Genomic DNA, 16,288 nt, shown 5'->3' with positions numbered 1-16,288 from the left:
GCTCTTGACGTGGCGTCACAGCGCACGACAGCCGACCAACGGTCGGCTCTACCCTGCCATAACACGGCAGCCGACCAACGGTCGGCTCTACCCTGCCATCGCGCGCAGCGTGATCCCGACGATGTAGGCCAGGTACGTCCCGGTCGCATACCCCATCGTCCCCAGCAGCACCCCGACCGGGGCGAGCGACGGGTGGAAGGCGGCGGCGACCACCGGTGCCGAGGCCGGTCCGCCGATGTTGGATTGCGAGCCGATCGCGAAGTAGAAGAACGGCACCTTCAACACCCGCGCCAACGCCCAGAGCAGGACGATGTGCACGGCGATCCAGATCAGGCCCAGCAGGAACAACCACGGTCGATCCAGCAGCGCCAGCAGGTCCATCTGCATGCCGATGCAGGCGATCAGGAAATACAGCAGCAGCGAGCCCAGCTTGGACGCGCCAGCGCCCTCCAGGTTGCGCGCACGGGTGAAGCTGAGCGCCAGGCCGCAGGTAGTGGAAATCACCACGACCCACACAAACGGCGCATCCAGGCTGAACTGCGATGCCCAACTGACATGGCCCTTGAACCACGCCGAGACCGGGCCGGCGATCGCATGCGACAGGCCGACCGTGCCGAAGGCCACCGCCACGATCAGCATCAGGTCGGTAAGACTGGCCACGCGTTCGTGCTCGCTGCGGAATTTCTCGATGCGCAGCTTGAGTTCGTCGATGCCCGAGGTATCGGCACCGCTGCGCGCGTCGATCTTCGCCGCGCGGCCAGCCAGGAAGATCAGCGCCGCCATCCATACATAGCCCACGCCCACATCGACCACCGCGAACTGGCCGAAGGTGGTCGCGTTGACGTCGAACACCTCGCGCATGGCCAGCATGTTGGCGCCGCCGCCGATCCAGCTGCCGGCCAGTGCCGCCATGCCGGCCCAGGTGTCGCCGGCCACGGTGGCCGGGTGCAGCCACTTCATCACCTGGAAGGCCACCACCGCGCCGAGCATGATGCTGAAGGAGGCGCCCAGGTACATCACGATCAGTTTCGGACCCAGCCGCAGGATGCCCTTGATGTCCACCGCCAGGGTGAGCAGCACCAACGCGGCCGGCAGCAGGATGTCGCGCGCGACCGGGTTGTACAGATGCGTGTTCTGCCCGTCGATCAGCCCGAACGTGTTGTAGATGCCCGGGATCAGGTAGCACAGCAGCAACGCCGGCACGACGGTATAGAAGCGCTTCCACAGCCCCTGCTCGCGCGAGGCGGTCCAGAACACGGCGCCGAGGGTGGCGGCGATCAGGCCGAAGACGACGATGTCGTTCTGGATCAGGGCGGGTGCTTTCACGGGTGTGGCGTACCTGGAGGATGGGCGTGGGATTCCACACGTTTCGGGAAAACAATCACCGGTAGAGCCGACCGTTGGTCGGCTGCTCTTTTACGGCAGCCGACCAACGGTCGGCTCTACCAGTTACACCGCAGCCGATCACCGCTGATACCACGGCCAACCACACCCGGTGCCATGAAGAAGCGCCGCCCCAAGGGGCGGCGCGTCCATCCGGCTTATTCGCCGATGTGCTGCTTCAACCAGCCGTTGACGGTGTCATGCCACTGCACGCTGTTCTGCGGCTTGAGCACCCAGTGGTTTTCATCGGGGAAGTACAGGAACTTGGACTCGATGCCCTGGCGCTGGGCGGCGGTGAACGCGGCCAGGCCCTGCTCGACCGGAATGCGGAAGTCGAGTTGGCCATGGATGACCAGGATCGGCTTCTTCCAGTTGGCCACGTGGTTGACCGGGTTGAACTTCTCGAAGTTGGCCGCCTTCTGGAACGGCGTACCGCCCTGCTCCCACTCGGTGAACCACAGCTCTTCGGTGGCGTAGCCCATCATGCGCTGGTCGAACACGCCGTCATGGTTGACCAGGCACTTCCACGGCTCGTTCCAGTTGCCGGCGATCCAGTTGATCATGAAGCCGCCGTAGCTGGCGCCCAGCGCGCAGGCCTTGTCACCGTTGAGGAACGGATACTGCTTCTGCGCCGCGGTCCAGCCCTTCTGCAGGTCTTCCAGCGGGCGGTCGCCCCAATGCTGGCTGATCGCATCGGTGAATTCCTGGCCGTAGCCGGTAGACCCGTGGAAGTCGATCATCACCACCGCGTAGCCCTGACCGGCATAGGTCTGCGGGTTCCAGCGGTAGCTCCAGCCATTGCCGAAGCTGCCCTGCGGGCCGCCGTGAATCAGGAACGCCACCGGGTAGGTCTTGCCTTCCTGGTAGTTGTACGGCTTGACCACGTAGCCGTGCACGGTGTCGTTGTTCCAGCCCTTGAACTGGAACTGCTCGTAGTCGCCGAAGGCCACGTCGGGCAGCATCTGCGCGGCGCTCGGGGTGATCTCGCGCGGGCTGCTGCCATCGGCGGCGGCCACCAGGATCTGGTCGCCGCTCTTGAGGCTGTTCTTCGTGTACGCCAGGGTGCTGCCGGCGATCACCGGCGAACCGATGCTGCCGCCTTCGGCGACGACCGTGGCCTTGCCGGTGGCGATGTCGATGTTGAACAGGCGGTGTTCGCCCAGGTCGTCGGCACCGGTGTAGAAACTGTTGCCGTCGGCGGCCAGCACGATTTCACCGGCCGAGCGGTCCCACTTCGGGGCGATCTCGCGGGTCTTGCCCGAGGCTAGGTCCAGCGCCATCACCCCGAAGCGGTCCGCTTCGAAGCCCGGGCGCTTCATCGCGCGGTAGTACAGGGTCTTGCCGTCGGCGCTGAACACCGGGCCGGCATCCCAGGCCGGGTTGGACGCGGTCAGGTTGACCGGGGCCTGCTTGCCGTCCACGTCGAGCCGGTACAGGTCGAAGTTGGTCGACCACGGCTCCTGCTTGCCCGCCACGCGGATGGAGGCGACCACGCTCTTGCCGTCCGGCGCCCAGGCGAAGTCGTCGTTGCCGCCGAACGGCTTGGACGGGGCATCGCCGTCGAGGGTGGCGCTGATCGCCGAGGCCCCCTTCACCGCCGCCGCCTTGGACGCCGGCAGCGGCGCCACGAACAGGGTGTTGCGGCGGCCATCGGCCCAGGTGTCCCAGTGGCGCACGAACAGAGTGTCGAAGACTTCACCGGTGTTCTTGCGCGCCTTGTGCGCGTCCAGCTTCTTGGTGGTGCAGGCCAGGTCCGAGCCGCACGCCTGGAACACGCCGCTGCTGAAGACCACACGGTCGCCCTGCGGGGACACGTGGAAGCTGTCCACGTCCACCGGGAAGTCGGTCAACTGGCGCGGGGTGCCGCCGGCGATCGGCTGCGAATACAGCTGCTGGCTGCCGCCCTTGGCGCTGAGGAAGTACACGGTGCCGCCGTCGGCCGACAGTGCCGCCGAGTTGACGTTCCAGCCAGCCGGGGTGAGCGGCTTGGGCGGGGCCAGGTCGCGGGTGCGCAGGTTGCGGATGAACAGGCCGGTGCTGGCCTTGCTGTCGCTGCCGACCACGCGCTTGGCGAAGATGACGTTGCCGCCGTCGGCGGTGAGCAACGGGCTGGAGACCCGATCCAGCGCGATCATGTCGCGCACATCCAGGCCACGCGTGGCCGCCAGCGAAGGCATCGCGGTCAGCAGGCACAACGGCAGCAGGGCGTAACGAAGTTTCATCGGGGTCTCCGCGGAACGGCAAAACGCCGATGTTAGGGCCGCAGGGGCCGCCCATGCAAAGGCCATCGGTCATGCAGGGGGATGGGCGGGCCGCAGAAACGACAAACCCCGCCGGAGCGGGGTTTGCCTTGAAACCGGTCGGGTTGTTTAGACCGAACCGACCGCCCGCTTGCCGGTGCGGTAGATCAACCAGCCGACCAGGAACAGCACGGCCAGACCGATCCACTGCGCGCCCGGCAGGTGGAACGGCAGCGCCAGCACGTCGGCGCGGCTGCTGATGACGATCGGCACTGCGATCGCGATACCCATCAGGGCTTCACCGGTGATCAGGCCGGCGGCGAACAGCACGCCCGGCTTGTGCACGCGGTCGCGGCCTTCTTCATCGTCGCCACGGATCTTGTGGAAACGCTCCACCAGATACGCGATCAGCCCGCCCAGGAAGATCGGCACCATCAGCTCCAGCGGCAGGTAAATGCCGATCGCCGCGGCCAGCACCGGCACGCGGAAGCGGGCGTTGCGGGACTTCAGCCAGCTGTCCAAGGCGATGATCGCCGCGCCGACCACCGCGCCGATGCCGATGAAGGTCCACGGCAGTTCGCCACCGAACAGGCCCTTGGCCACCGAGGCCATGAGGTTGGCCTGCGGCGCGGCCAGTGCATTGGGATGCAGCTCGGACTTGACGCCGATGCCGTAGGCGGTGGCCAGCAGGTTCAGCACCGGGGCCATGATCAGCGCGCACGAGAACGCCCCGATACCCAGCATCAACTGCTGCTTCCACGGGGTGGCGCCGACGATGTAACCGGCCTTGAGGTCCTGCAGGTTGTCACCGCCGACCGCGGCCGCACAGCACACCACCGCACCGATCATGATCGCGGCCACCGCACCCAGCGGTGCGCCGCCGACGCCGACCGGGGTCAGGCCGTCCTTGCCGAGCAGCAGCACCAGCACCGCCGAGGCGAACAGGATGGTGGAGATGGTGATGCCCGAGACCGGGTTGTTGGAGGAGCCGATCAGGCCGGCCAGGTAGGCCGACACCGACACGAACAGGAAGCCGGCCACGATCATGATGAGGGTCATCGGGATCGACACATGCCACTGGCCCACGATGGCCTGGTACAGCGCCAGCAGCGGCAGGGTGAACACCACCAGGGCCACCAGCATCCACTTCATCGGCAGGTCGCGCTCGGTGTGCGCCAGGGCCGGGCCACCGCTCTTGCGGGCCGCGGCAAACCCACTCTTGACGCCGTTGAGCAGCGACTTGCGCAGCGAGATCAGCGTCCAGACGCCGCCGATCAGCATCGCGCCCACGCCCAGGTAACGCATCTTCGCGCCCCAGATGGCGAACGCCGCCTCGGTGGAGGTGGCCGTGGCGATCGACGCGGCCAGCGCCGGATCGGTGTTCATGAAGAACGACTGGTACAGCGGAATGGCGATATGCCAGGTCAGGATCGAGCCGGACACCACCACGATGCCGACGTTCAGGCCGACGATGTAGCCCACGCCCAGCAGCGCCGGGGACAGGTTGGTGCCGATGAAGGCGGTGATCTTCGAGCTGCCCACGTAGGCCGAGGTGGCCCAGGCATCCGGGATCAGGCGCAGGCCGCTTTCGGCGGCCAGCTTCACGAAGGCGCCAATCACCGCCGACACGGCCAGGATCTTCAGGCCGGGGCCCGGATTCTCTCCGGCCTTGAGCACTTCGGCGGCCGCCTTGCCTTCCGGGAACGGCAGCGGATCTTCCACGATCATCGAACGACGCAGCGGCACCGAGAACAGCACGCCCAGCAGGCCACCCAGACCGGCGATGCCTAGCACCCACCAGTACTTGAAGTCCGGCCAGTAGCCCATGATCACCAGCGCGGGGATGGTGAAGATGACGCCGGCGGCGATCGACGAGCCGGCCGAGGCGCCGGTCTGGACGATGTTGTTTTCAAGGATGGTGCCACCGCCAAGCAGGCGCAGCACGCCCATGGAGATGACGGCGGCGGGAATCGCGGTGGCGATGGTCAGGCCTGCGAACAGACCCAGGTAGGCGTTGGCGGCCGACAGAATCACTGCCAGCACGATGGCAAGCACCACCGCGCGGAAAGTGAGCTGGCGTGGCGCAGCGTCGTTGTTCATGGAAGCCCCTGCTGGCAAAAAATCCCTGCCACGCTAGCGTTCATGTACGGGCAAGTCCAGTAGTGCCGGCCGCTGGCCGGCAACCCTGCACCCCCCGATCAAGGCGCCTGTTGACCGACGCGTGCCGCTGCGGCCGCGTCCCGCCGGACTCGGCAACGTCCAGCGCCGGGCCCATCCATTTAGTAATGTTATATCCTATCGCACCGAGTAACCGGCGCCGCTGTGACGTATTCCTCCCCCTCCCGCCTGACCTCCATCGACCAGCTGCGCGGCACCGTGATCGTGCTGATGCTGCTCGACCACGTACGCGAAACCTTCCATATGCACCAGCAGGTGGGCGACCCGATGGTGGTGGACCAGGTCGAGCCGGCGCTGTTCGTCAGCCGGCTGCTGGCACATCTGTGTGCGCCGGTGTTCGTGCTGCTGACCGGCCTGTCGGCCTGGTTGTACGCCAGTGGCAAACCGGATGGGCGCCGGGCCGCGTCGGCCTTCCTGCTCAAGCGCGGCCTGTTCCTGGTGGTGCTGGAGCTGCTGGTGGTCAATGTCGCGTGGACGCTGCAGTTCCCGCCCAGCGTGATGTACCTGCAGGTGATCTGGGCGATCGGCATCAGCATGATCGCGCTGGCCGGGCTGCTGTGGCTGCCACGCGGGGCGCTGGCGGTGTTGGCGCTGGCCGTGATCGCCGGGCACAACCTGCTCGATGGCGTACGCGTGCAGGGCGACGGGGCGCTGGCCGTGCTGTGGAAGGTGCTGCACCAGCGCGACTGGATCGCCGTGACCGACGGGCTGCGCCTGCGCACCTCCTACCCGGTGCTGCCGTGGATCGGCGTCATTGCGCTGGGCTGGGTGATCGGCCCATGGTTCGCGCGCGGCGGCGATCCCCTGCTGCGCCAGCGCCGCCTGTGGATGGCCGGGGCCGGTGCACTGCTGGGCTTCGTGCTGCTGCGGGCGGTGAACCTCTACGGCGACAGCCCGTGGCAGTCCTTCGCCACCCCGGGCAGCACGCTGATGAGCTTCTTCAACGTCACCAAGTACCCGCCCTCGCTGCTGTTCCTGCTGCTGACCCTGGGCATCGGCCTGCTGGTGCTGCGCCTGTACGAGCAGCCGCGCGTGGCCCGGGCGCTGGCACCGCTGGCCGACATCGGCGCGGCGCCGATGTTCTTCTACCTGCTGCACCTGTACGTGTTGAAGCTGCTGTACGTGCTGGCCGAAGCACGCTGGGGGCACACCCACGGGGCGTACTTCGCCGTGGACCACGTGGCCAGCCTGTGGGGGATCACCGCGGTGCTGGCCCTGGCGCTGTATTGGCCGACCAGAGCGTTCGCGCGGTTCAAGGCGCGCCGGCGGGACCTGGCCTGGCTTCGTTATCTGTAAGCGCGCGATGCCGGGATGGTGAGGCTGCCGGCCAGCGGCCGGCACTACTAGAGCGTAGCGGCCGGCACTACGACAGCGGAGCGGCCGACACCACGACGGCGGAGCGGCCAGACGCGGCACGGCTGGCCCTTCGCCCCGGGCCTATACTCGCCTCCTTGTCCGCCGCGCCCTATCCCTCGATGACCGCAGCCGCCCTGCCCGCCTCCGCAACCTCCACTGCCACCGACGATTTCCTCGGCCACCCCAAGGGCGTTTACGTCTGCTTCTTCACCGAGATGTGGGAGCGGTTTTCGTTCTACGGCATGAAGGCGCTGCTGCTGCTGTATCTCACCAAGTACCACCTGTTCGGCGACAAGGCCGGGCTGGATCTGCTCGGTGCCTACGGTGGCCTGGTGTACTGCATCCCGGTGTTCGGCGGCCTGCTCGCCGACCGTTGGCTGGGCATGCGCAAGGCGGTGGTGTTCGGCGGCGTGCTGCTGGTGCTGGGGCATATGGGCATGGCCTTCGAAGGCCACGCGGCGACCCGCATCGACGGGCAGATCGTGCGCGATGACGCCGCGCTGGGCATCACCTACCTGTCGCTGGCGCTGATCATCATGGGCGTGGGGTTCCTCAAGCCCAACATCTCCACCATCGTCGGCAAGCTGTATCCGGAAAACGATCCACGCCGCGACTCCGGCTTCTCCCTGTTCTATGCCGGCATCAACCTGGGCGCGCTGTTCGCCTCGCTGGTGTGCGGTTTCCTCGGCGAAGCCTATGGCTGGAAGTACGGCTTCGGTGCGGCCGGCATCGGCATGGTGATCGGCCTGTGCATGTTCCTGTGGGGCCAGAAGTACCTGCAAGGCCACGCCGAACCGACCGATGTGCCGGCCCTGCGCCAGCGCGTGCTGGGCATCCGCCGCGAGTGGCTGATCTACGCGCTGGCGGTGCTCGGCGTGATCCCCGTCGCTGCCTTGATGTGGGCCGCCGCCAACGGCGCGTTCGCGCTCGGCGGTGAAATCAGTCTGGCGCTGATGCTGATGATCGTCGTGCTCGGCGGCGTGCTGGTCTGGTTCGCCTGGTTCACCGGCACCCGCTGCACGCCGGTGCAGCGCCAGCAGATGATCGCGCTGATGGCGCTGATCTTCATGGCCCTGGTGTTCTTTACCCTGTACGAGCAGACCTACGGGTCGTGGGTGACCTTCACCGATCGCCTGCTGACCAAGGATCTGGTGCCGTCGCTGGTGATCCAGGGCGGCACCCCGTTGCCGTGGTCGATCGCCTCGCTGCTGCTGGCGCCGCTGGGCTTCGTGGTGGCCGCACGGCTGTCCGAGCGCAGCCCCGGCTCGACCGCGCCGCGCAACCTGTTCATCGTCATCGTCGCACTGATGCTGGTGATGCTGATCCGCGACTGCCTGGTGATCCCGCAGACCGCCGGCTCGCTGACCTATCTGGGTGGCCTGTTCCTGGTGGTCCTCGCCCCGCTGTTTGCGATGCTGTGGGCGTGGCTGGACCGCCGTCGCCTGGACCCGTCCAAGCCGGTCAAGTCTTCGATCGGACTGATCTTTGCCGCGTTGTCGTTCGTGCCGTTGGCACTGGCCGCCCAGCAGGTGGGCGCGACCGGGCAGATGGCCAGCGTGTGGTGGCTGGTGCTGGCCTACCTGATCCTGGAGATCGGCGAAATGTGCCTGTCACCGGTGGGCCTGTCGGCGGTCACCCAGCTGGCCGCGCCGCGCGTGGTCAGCCTGATGATGGGCACCTGGTTCCTGGCCACCGCCTTCTCCGAAACGCTGGCCGCGCTGTTCGGCAAGCTCGCCGCGATCGAAGTGCCCGAGGGCCAGACGATGAACATCGCCAGCGCCGCGGCCAGTTACGCGCACCTGTTCTGGCTGCTGATGTGGATCGGCCTGGGCTGCGCGGCCGTCGCGCTGGCCTGCTCGCCGCTGCTGAAGAAGATGATGCACGGGGTGAAATAAGGCGCGCCCCCCATGCCCAAACCAGAACGGCACCTCGCGGTGCCGTTCTCGTTTCCACGCTGCAGCGCTGATCAGGGCTGTGCGGCCGGCGCTGCGTTGGCGGTTTCCCCGCCGAGGCTGCGCGACAGGAACGCCAGCAGCTTGCTGTAGTACTCGCGGCGATGCGGATCGGTGTAGAAGCCGTGGCCTTCGGTGGCGTAGTACAGCGACTCCACCGGCACGCCGGCCTTCTTCAGCGCCTCTTCCATACGCTTGGTGTGCAAGATCGGGGCGCGTTGGTCTTCACCGCCCGCAGCCAGGAACACCGGGACGTTGATCTGCGCGGCCAGGTTGACCGGCGACACTGCCGCCAGCTTCTGCGGATCGCCCAACCAATCCTTCAGGAAGGTTTCACCGGACTTTCTTTCCTGTGTATCGCCACGGGTGAACATCATGGGCAGGTCGTAGACACCGACATAACCGGCCGCGCACTTGTACAGCGAGGCCTCCCTGGCCGCGCCCATCAGGGCGGCATACGCGCCATAGCTGGCACCGTAGATGCAGATCCGCGCGGGGTCGGCGTGGCCCTGCGCAATGGCCCAACGGGTGGCGTCGGTCAGATCATCCTGCATCGTCCCGCCCCACTGCTTCGCACCGGCGGCCTGGAAGGCGCGGCCATAGTTGCCCGAGCCACGGAAGTTGACCTGCAGCACGGCATAACCGGCCGCCGCCAGCAGCTGGGTTTCGGTGGTGTAGCTGCCGTCGTCGAAGATCCCGAACGGGCCGCCGTGCGGCATGACCACCATCGGCAGCTTGCCGCCGGCACGACCAGCCGGGACGGTCAGGAACCCGCTCAGGTCCAGTCCGTCGCGGGCTTTGACCGCCACCGGCAGCACGGTGGCGGCCTTGGCCGGGTCCACCCAGCTGCTGCGGCTGATCACGTGATCGGCTTTCTTGGTTTCGTTGTTGAAGATGTAGAAGTCGCCGGGATTCCGCCCCGACCACGCTTCGATCATCAGCTGCTTGCCGTCCCGGGTGCTGGAGGTGATGAAGACCGCATCGCCACCGAAGGCCGCTTCCAGGCTGCGATACAGCCGTGCATCGACGGAGGTCTCATCGAAGAAGCGGGTGTGCGGCGTGTCGCCCAGGAACAGCGCGCCGACCGGGATGGCGGTACCGGGGCGACGGATGATGCGGCTGGGATCGACCTTGGGATCGCGCAGCACGGGCGTCCGCGCGCCGGTCGCCGGATCCCAGGCGATGATCGCGGTGGGGCCGTTGGCCTGCTCGGAGGTGAAGTAAGCCAGCTTGCCGTCGGCGGAGAAGCCGATCGCCTGCTCGATGCGGCCATTGACCGCCTCATCGTTGACCAGCTTCCAGGTGTCGCCCCCGCCTTCGCGGTAATAGAGCTTGTTGACGTTGTCGGTGCCGGCGCCATGGGCGAAGCGGACCTGGCCGTTGGCGTCGCTGACGAACTCGGCACGACGTACCGGCGACAGCGCCACCGTCTGGCGGCGACCGCTCTGTACGTCCAGCTTGTCCACGCGGGTGAAGGGCTCGTTGCTGAAGGGCCAGATCGAGACCAGCACGTTGCGGTCATCCTGCGGGAGGTCGTCGAACAGGAACGCCGCCACGGCCTCTACCTTCTTGGGCTGGATGCGGGTGCCGGGGCCGTTGCCTTCCACGCGGTAGCCGACCAGCAGTTCGCCGCGCCCGCCATCGGCGTTGATCGCAAACAACTCGCCGGTGGGTCGTGGCATGTCCAGCGCGCCGATCTTCTCGGCCAGCCCGATCAGCACGCGATTGCCGTTGCCCCAGTCGAAGTCGTTGGCGTGGTTCTTGGCCGGCGGCACGAAGGTGCCCACGACCTTGCTGTCCGACCGGCGCAGGATCGCCAGCGCGGTGCGGTCTTCCATCGGCACGGTGGCGGCGAAGTAGTCGCCATTGGGCGAAATCTTGATATCGGCGAAATCATCGCGCTTGAGATATCGGTCCAGGTCCACTGCACCGGCCTGCCCCGCCAGCGCGCCACACACGATCAATGCCATCCAGCCTGACTTGCGCATCCTTCCCCCTGTTTCCGGACACCCTGTCCGGGTGGCCGATTCTAGACGGAAGCTGAATGCCGGGATCATAGGAGCACTTCGGACCCGCCTGTCGGGTCTTTCCTCGGTGGCGCTTGTAACAGGGTGTTTCTTCCAGTTTGGGGCGCGCCTCCTTGAAGGCGCGTCGCAGACAGCGATACGTGTGGCTGGGTAGTCGGACGCCGTCTTGGATCTAGTGCTGTCTCCGCTCGGGTTTGTCGCGCGCGTGAGGGCCCCGTAGCGGCCGCTAGGCCCCTGGCGCAAATGTCCCCCGGCCGCGGAGCGGCCTCCTCCTTTATTTTGCCCAGGAGCCTAGCGGCCGCTACGGGGCTCGGCTTGCGGATGGCACAGGCAACGCGGCAAAGCGGGCTCTTCTGACGACCGTCCGTGGGTCGGGCGCTGGGGCCCCATGCCCTTGGAGGCGAAATAAAGGGGGAGGAGGCGGCCGCAGGCCGACGCTGGAGGACATTCGCCGGAAAGGGCATGGGGCCCCAGCGCCCGACCCACCGACGGCCGCGCCTGTAAAGGTCCACGGCGGGCTTCGTGCTTGCCACGCCGATGCAGGGGAAAACCCATAAAAAATGGCACCGCAAGCGGTGCCATTGAGGAACGCATCGAGGAGAGAGTTCAATGCATGCCGCGGAACGCGAGGGTCAGGGCCAGGATCGACAGAATCACCGCGATGGTGCCGTCCAGGATCCGCCAGGTCTTGGGCTTGGTGAACAGCGGGGCCAGCATGCGTGCGCCCAGCCCTTGGGCGGTCAGCCAGAGGCAGCTGGCGGTGAACACGCCGGCGGCGAACGCCATGCGCGCGTTGCCGAAGTTTTCGGCAATGCCACCAATGACCATCATGTCCAGCCAGAAATGCGGGTTGATCAGCGAGAAGCCGACTGCTGAAATCAGCACGGCACGGCGCGAGGTGCTGTCGCCATCGTCCACGTGCATGCCGCCGCCACCGGCCAGCGCACGCCGCGCCGACTGCCACGCGTACCAGGCCAGGAAGGCGACGCCGCCCCACAGCACCACCGTGGTCAGCCACGGCAGCGCCTGGGTCAGGGTGCGCAGGCCGGCCACGCTGGCGAAGATGAAGATGCCGTCGATCGCCGCGCAGGTGGCTACCACCGGCACGATGTGCTTGCGCAGGATGCCCTGGCGCAGGATGAAGGCGCTCTGCGCACCGACCACGGCGAACAGGCCGATGCCGGTAGCGGCGCCACTGAGCCACGCGGCCAGACCGGGGCCGCCGGAGAGAATGGTGGAGAACATGGGATACCGCCTTGTCTTGCAGATGGGAGCGGTGCCTCGCCAAGGCGTACAGCACCGGATGGCGCATATTGTCGCGCCGCAACATGAAAAAGTAGAGCTAAACTTACTTAACCATCTTTAGCAGGACTTAATCTGATGCGCATCGACCATGCCCAGCTGCGCGCGCTGGCCGCGGTGGTCCGCGAGGGCAGCTTCGAGCGGGCCGCGCAGTCGCTCAATGTGACCGCTTCGGCGGTGTCCCAGCGGATCAAGGCGCTGGAGGATCGGGTCGGGCGACTGCTGGTAAAGCGCTCCTCGCCCGCGGTGGCCACCCCGGAGGGCCAGGTGCTGGTGCAGCTGGCCGAGCAGACGGCGCTGCTGGAGCACGATGCGCTGCATCGGATGGGTATCGCCGATGAAGACCTGCCGCACGCGAGCATTCCGGTGGCGGTCAACCACGACAGCCTGGAGACCTGGTTCCCGGAGGCAGCGCTGAACTTCGCGCGGCAGACCGGCACCACGCTGGACCTGCGTTCGGAAGACCAGGACCACACGGTGGCGTTGCTGCGCCAGGGGGCGGTGCTCGGCGCGGTGACCACCCTGGACGAGCCGGTGCAAGGCTGCCAGATCCATGCGCTGGGCAGCATCCGCTACGCCGCCACGTGCACCCCGGCCTTCCATGAGAAGCATTTCGCCAAGGGGGTCAATGCGCAGTCGCTGGCGCAGGCGCCGGTGCTGGTGTTCAACCGCAAGGACGACATGCAGGCGCGTTTTGCCCGACGCCTGGCCGGTGACGATCTGCCACTGACGGCACCGACGTGGTGGATTCCGTCGACGCGGGCGTTCGTCCAGGCCAACCTGGGCGGGCTGGGCTGGACGATGAATCCGCTGCCGCTGGTCAAGCGCCATCTGGAGGCCGGCCGACTGGTGCTGATGAAGCAGCGCGCGTGGGAAGACGTGCCGCTGTACTGGCAGCACTGGAAGGGCGACGTGCAGACCATGGCGCTGCTGACCCGGGCGGTGCTGGATGCGTCGACCACGCTGGTGCGGAAGAAGCGCTGACGGGATCGGCCGGCACGGTTCAGAAGCAAGAAGCACATCCTGCGGGGCGCCACGCCCTACACGGCCCGATGATCCTGCCCGGCGCAGCATCGGCGCATCCCCGCGATGGCCATGGCGATGGACACCGATCCGGTCTACCTGCATATCCGCGTGGTGCTCAGCATCATCCTGGGGCTGAGCATCACTACCCTGCTGCGCGGGTTGGCCTCGATCATCGAGCACCCCGGGCGGCGTGGTTGGTCATGGATCCACCTGTGCTGGGTGCTGTGGGCGCTGATCTCGGTGGTGACGTTCTGGTGGTGGGAGTTCCGCCTCGGCGAAGTGCGCCAATGGACGTTCGGGCTGTACCTGTTTGTCATCGCCTACTGCGCGGCCTGGTTCATGCTGTGCGTGCTGCTGTTTCCCGATGACGTGCGCGAGTACGGCAGTTATGAGGCCTATCTGCTGCAACGTCGCGGCTGGTTCTTCGGCATGCTGGCGCTGCTGACCCTGCTCGACCTGGGCGATACGGCCATCAAGGGCCACAGCCGGTGGCAGATGCTCGGGCCGGCCTATCCCCTGCATACGGTGCTGATGCTGGCGATCGCCGGCCTGGGTGCGGTCTGCCGGCAGCGACGCGTGCAGCTGGCGCTGGCCGTGGCAGCGCTGCTGTACCAGGCGATCTACTTCCTGGCCGAGTACTTCACCCTTTCGCCGGATTGAGCGCATTGCACCGGCCGGATGCTGCGTTGCACCAGAAATCGGTCGAAAGGCGATAAAATCGCCATCCTGGAGTGCCAACCCTTTGTTTCTTCACGCCTCGTAGCCGGGGCGTGGGCATCCTGTTCACATCTCCCCCACCTGAGATCCCCATGAAGAAATTCGCCAAGGTCGTCCTCGGCCTGCTCGTGCTGTTGCTGCTGACAGCCGCGCTTTTCCTGTATTGGCCCCTGCACCAGCGCTCGGTCCCGGCCGCGGCCAACGGCAAGCCGGTCGATGTCGTGCTGGTCGGCGGCGGCATCATGAGCATCACCCTGGCCACGTTCCTGCAGGAACTGCAGCCGGACTGGAACATCCAGCTCTACGAACGCCTCGACGGCGTGGCGCTGGAGAGTTCGGACGGCTGGAACAACGCCGGCACCGGCCACTCGGCGTTCGCCGAACTCAACTACACCCCCGAACTGCCCGATGGCAGCATCGAGACCAAGCGGGCGGTCGGTATCGCCGAACAGTTCGAGATCTCCCGCCAGTTCTGGTCGCACCAGATCAAGCAGGGCCGCCTGGGCGAACCGTCGGATTTCATCAATCCCACCCCGCACATGAGCTTTGTGTGGGGCGATGACAACATCGCCTACCTGCACAAGCGCCAGCAGGCGCTGGTCAAGAACCCGCTGTTCTACGGCATGCAGTATTCCGAGGATGCCACGCAGATCAAGCAGTGGGCGCCACTGCTGATGGAAGGCCGCGACCCGAAGCAGAAGGTCGCCGCGACCTGGATGCCGCTGGGCACCGACGTCAACTTCGGCGTGATCACCCGGCAGCTGACCGCCGGCCTGCAGCGCAGCCCGAACTTCCAGCTGCACCTGGAGCATGAAGTTGGCGCGCTGCGCCAGAACGAGGACAAGAGCTGGAACGTGACGGTCAAGGACCTGAAGTCCGGCAAGGAGTCCACGATCAAGTCGCGCTTCGTGTTCATCGGTGCCGGCGGCGCCGCGCTGAAGCTGCTGCAGTTGTCGGGCATCCCCGAGGCGAAGGACTATGCCGGCTTCCCGGTGGGCGGCCAATTCCTGGCCTTCCAGGACCCGGCAATTGCCGGACGCCATTCGGTCAAGGCTTACGGCATGGCCGAGACCGGCTCGCCGCCGATGTCGGTGCCGCACCTGGACGCGCGCAAGCTGGACGGCAAACCGGTGGTGCTGTTCGGGCCGTTCGCGCTGTACAGCACCAAGTTCCTCAAGCACGGCTCGTGGTTCGACCTGTATTCCTCGGTCAACCACAACAACGTGGCCGGCATGCTCGATGTGGGCATGGAGAACCTGGACCTGGTGAAGTACCTGATGGGCCAGGCGCGCCTGAACGACGCGGATCGCCAGGCCGAACTGGTGAAGTATTTCCCCAACGCCAAGCGTGAGGACTGGAAACTGGTCACCGCCGGCCAGCGCGTGCAGATCATCAAGCGCGACCCGGAGAAGGGTCCGGTGCTGCAGTTCGGTACCGAGATCGTAACCGACAAGGACCACACTCTGGCCGCGCTGCTGGGCGCCTCGCCGGGCGCCTCGACGTCGCCGCCGATCATGCTGGACCTGCTCAAGAAGGCGTTCCCGCAGCAGATGGCCGCCGGCTGGGAAGCGCAGCTGAAGCAGATCGTGCCGTCCTACGGGCGCAAGCTCAACGACAGCCCGGCACTGACCAACGAGATCCGCCGCCAGACCAGCGAAACGCTGAAGCTGCCCTACCTGGAGGTACCGGTGGAAAACGCCACCACTCCGGCGGTGATGCTGACCCCGCCGCCGGCCGCCGCGCCGACGCAGAAGAAGCGCAACGCCAACGAAGAACTGCAGGCGCTGTAAGCCTGCCTGCTGCGGCGTTGGCCGCGCGGTGAAAACCTGGATCCGGCCCCGGTGTGGGCCGGATTTTTTTTGCGTGTTATTCCATCGGCGTGGGAAACATCGGGCGCTCTCTGGACCTTTATGAAGCGGCAGTCGGCGGGCCGGGCGCTGGGCTCCCATGCCCTTTCCGGCGAATGTCCCCCGGCGTCGGCCTGCGGGCGCCCTCTCCTCGTTTATTTCGCCTCCAGCGGTGGTCGGTGGGCCGGGCGGTGGGCCCCCATGGCCTTTCCGGCGAATGTCCTCCGGCGTCGGCCTGCGGCCGCCCCCTCCCCCTTTAT

The 16,288-nt window shown here is 66.7% G+C and carries 10 protein-coding genes; 5 read left to right on the top strand and 5 right to left on the bottom strand.

All coding sequences use genetic code 11. The features are described 5' to 3' along the window. Positions 1–87 precede the first annotated feature (87 nt). The 3 genes from NR101_RS14730 to NR101_RS14720 all read right to left on the bottom strand — a co-directional run bounded on the left by NR101_RS14730 (position 88) and on the right by NR101_RS14720 (position 5,723). Complete coding sequence (locus NR101_RS14730; RefSeq protein ID WP_256776358.1) at positions 88–1,326, bottom strand: DUF819 family protein; 1,239 nt, start codon at positions 1,324–1,326, stop codon at positions 88–90. Between the two features lie 215 nt (positions 1,327–1,541). Then, complete coding sequence (locus NR101_RS14725) at positions 1,542–3,605, bottom strand: S9 family peptidase (RefSeq protein WP_256776359.1); 2,064 nt, start codon at positions 3,603–3,605, stop codon at positions 1,542–1,544. A gap of 147 nt (positions 3,606–3,752) precedes the next feature. Continuing rightward, positions 3,753–5,723 (bottom strand): oligopeptide transporter, OPT family, encoded by a 1,971-nt coding sequence (locus tag NR101_RS14720; RefSeq protein ID WP_256776360.1) that lies wholly within the window; start codon positions 5,721–5,723, stop codon positions 3,753–3,755. 222 nt (positions 5,724–5,945) lie between these two features. Between NR101_RS14720 and NR101_RS14715 the strand changes: the two genes are divergently transcribed. Next, positions 5,946–7,097, top strand: a complete 1,152-nt coding sequence (locus NR101_RS14715; protein WP_256776361.1) for a heparan-alpha-glucosaminide N-acetyltransferase domain-containing protein — start codon at positions 5,946–5,948, stop codon at positions 7,095–7,097. Positions 7,098–7,276: 179 nt separating this feature from the next. After that, positions 7,277–9,052: an oligopeptide:H+ symporter gene (locus tag NR101_RS14710; RefSeq protein WP_256776362.1), complete on the top strand. Its 1,776-nt coding sequence runs from the start codon at positions 7,277–7,279 to the stop codon at positions 9,050–9,052. A 71-nt stretch (positions 9,053–9,123) separates the two neighbouring features. Here the strand turns inward: NR101_RS14710 and NR101_RS14705 are convergent, their stop codons facing one another. Together NR101_RS14705 and NR101_RS14700 are read right to left on the bottom strand one after the other, a co-directional pair. Next, positions 9,124–11,097: a S9 family peptidase gene (locus tag NR101_RS14705; protein ID WP_256776363.1), complete on the bottom strand. Its 1,974-nt coding sequence runs from the start codon at positions 11,095–11,097 to the stop codon at positions 9,124–9,126. A 645-nt stretch (positions 11,098–11,742) separates the two neighbouring features. Beyond that, positions 11,743–12,381 (bottom strand): LysE family transporter, encoded by a 639-nt coding sequence (locus tag NR101_RS14700; RefSeq protein WP_256776364.1) that lies wholly within the window; start codon positions 12,379–12,381, stop codon positions 11,743–11,745. Positions 12,382–12,516: 135 nt separating this feature from the next. Here NR101_RS14700 and NR101_RS14695 point away from each other — a divergent pair, with 135 nt between their 5' ends. The 3 genes from NR101_RS14695 to mqo all read left to right on the top strand — a co-directional run bounded on the left by NR101_RS14695 (position 12,517) and on the right by mqo (position 15,971). After that, positions 12,517–13,422, top strand: coding sequence for a LysR family transcriptional regulator ArgP (locus NR101_RS14695; protein WP_256776365.1), 906 nt, complete (start codon positions 12,517–12,519; stop codon positions 13,420–13,422). Positions 13,423–13,539: 117 nt separating this feature from the next. Continuing rightward, positions 13,540–14,124, top strand: a complete 585-nt coding sequence (locus NR101_RS14690; RefSeq protein WP_256776366.1) for a hypothetical protein — start codon at positions 13,540–13,542, stop codon at positions 14,122–14,124. A gap of 149 nt (positions 14,125–14,273) precedes the next feature. Then, positions 14,274–15,971, top strand: coding sequence for a malate dehydrogenase (quinone) (gene mqo / locus NR101_RS14685; RefSeq protein ID WP_256776367.1), 1,698 nt, complete (start codon positions 14,274–14,276; stop codon positions 15,969–15,971). Positions 15,972–16,288 lie beyond the last annotated feature (317 nt).

Source organism: Stenotrophomonas sp. Ste86 (genome assembly GCF_024519465.1).
Lineage (GTDB): Bacteria > Pseudomonadota > Gammaproteobacteria > Xanthomonadales > Xanthomonadaceae > Stenotrophomonas.
The sequence above is the reverse complement of the archived record's forward strand: the minus strand, read 5'-3'. Positions and strand labels throughout refer to the sequence as shown.